We start from the raw sequence: 1,025 nt of genomic DNA, 5'->3' as shown, positions 1-1,025 counted from the left end.
GCATCCGCAGCTTCGGTGACTGGCTTAGCCCCGTTACATCTTCCGCGCAGGACGACTCGATCAGTGAGCTATTACGCTTTCTTTAAAGGATGGCTGCTTCTAAGCCAACCTCCTGACTGTTTTAGCCTTCCCACTTCGTTTCCCACTTAGCCAATCTTAGGGACCTTAGCTGGCGGTCTGGGTTGTTTCCCTCTTGACACCGGACGTTAGCACCCGATGTCTGTCTCCCGTGATTGCACTCTTCGGTATTCGGAGTTTGCTATGGCGGGGTAATCAGCAATAGACCCCCCAACCATGACAGTGCTCTACCCCCGAAGGTGAGACACGAGGCACTACCTAAATAGTTTTCGGAGAGAACCAGCTATTTCCAGACTTGTTTAGCCTTTCACCCCTATCCACAGCTCATCCCCTAACTTTTCAACGTTAGTGGGTTCGGTCCTCCAGTACGTGTTACCGCACCTTCAACCTGGCCATGGATAGATCGTCTGGTTTCGGGTCTACACCCAGCGACTGAACGCCCTATTCGGACTCGCTTTCGCTACGCCTTCCCTAATCGGTTAAGCTTGCCACTGAATGTAAGTCGCTGACCCATTATACAAAAGGTACGCCGTCACCCGTTTCCAGGCTCCGACTGTTTGTATGCATGCGGTTTCAGGATCTATTTCACTCCCCTCCCGGGGTTCTTTTCGCCTTTCCCTCACGGTACTGGTTCACTATCGGTCGATCACGAGTATTTAGCCTTGGAGGATGGTCCCCCCATCTTCAGACAGGATTTCACGTGTCCCGCCCTACTTGTCGTACACCTAGTTCCACAACGCTGTTTTCGCATACAGGGCTATCACCTGCTATGGCCGGGCTTTCCATCCCGTTCTGCTAACAATGCTGCTAAAGAGTACAAGGCTCTTCCCATTTCGTTCGCCACTACTCTGGGAATCTCGGTTGATTTCTGTTCCTGCAGCTACTTAGATGTTTCAGTTCGCCGCGTTCGCTTCCCTGACCTATGTATTCAGTCAGGGATGACCCAT

Annotated in this window: 1 rRNA gene; it reads right to left on the bottom strand. The window is 51.9% G+C overall.

The window, feature by feature from the left end:
- Positions 1-1,025, bottom strand: a 23S ribosomal RNA gene (locus tag AC1Q7Q_RS40355); the annotation flags it as partial.

The sequence above is a fragment of the Cupriavidus sp. GW823-FHT07A04 genome (assembly GCF_058794615.1).
This window is presented reverse-complemented; position numbering and strand designations above follow the sequence as displayed.